Source organism: Oleiphilus sp. HI0061 (assembly GCF_001635675.1).
The window spans coordinates 1-856 of the sequence record NZ_LWFE01000183.1 but is presented as its reverse complement, the minus strand read 5'-3'; the positions used below and the strand labels follow the sequence as shown (position 1 = coordinate 856).

Annotated in this window: 1 protein-coding gene and 1 pseudogene; both read right to left on the bottom strand. The window is 47.2% G+C overall.

The window, feature by feature from the left end; translation table 11 throughout:
- On the bottom strand, nucleotides 1-457 hold a 457-nt coding region (locus tag A3735_RS02180), incomplete at its 3' end, for a triose-phosphate isomerase (RefSeq protein WP_197485605.1).
- 89 nt (nucleotides 458-546) lie between these two features.
- Nucleotides 547-856: pseudogene (gene glmM, locus A3735_RS02175) on the bottom strand (phosphoglucosamine mutase); the annotation flags it as partial.

The window sequence follows — 856 nt, the reverse complement described above, 5'->3', positions numbered from 1 at the left end:
GCACAGCGCCGACTTGCGTCGCAACAACTTCCTGCGCTCTACCACCTTCTCGATCTTCCAGAGTCTCACCTACACACAAAACCGGCTTAATACCAGCCTTTAGCAAACGGGAGATTTTAGCAACAACATCACTATCAGTCTCTCCGAACAAAGCTCTACGCTCTGAGTGCCCAACTAACGACCACTGACAACCTACATCGCTCAACATAGGCGCAGATACTTCACCAGTAAACGCACCTTCGTCAAAACCAGCAACATTCTGAGCTGCCAACTGGATACCGGAGTCTTTACTTGCTTCAAAAAAGCCGGAAAGTAAAACTGTCGGCGGTGCGATTAGCACTTGCACATCGTCAGGCACGTTAGACGATGCTTGATCGCTAAATGCCTGCAAGTAGTCCTGCATAAATGCAACACTACCATTCATTTTCCAATTTCCCGCAACAATCTTGCTACGCATATATAACACCAGCTTTTCAGAAGGGCGCAAATACTAACCGAGTTAATCTTTACTTACAAGCAACCCATTACGACTTTTTACCCAATTACTTAACCAATTGCATTCTGGACCGTTTCAACCAGAGAGTTCACCACTGAATTCACCAAGTCCGCATCCTCGCCCTCAGCCATAACCCGGATTAGAGGCTCCGTACCCGAGCCTCTCAACAACACTCTACCCTGCCCTGCCAAACGCTCACCTTGCTCTTTAACAGCCTGGGCAATAACATCGTTTGACATGGGGTCTGTTTTTTCTTTAATTCGTACGTTCTTCAACACCTGTGGAAGCTTAGTCATCTCGGACTTCAACTCATGCAAGCTCTTACCGTCACGCCATAAGGAAATAAGAACCTGCAACGCA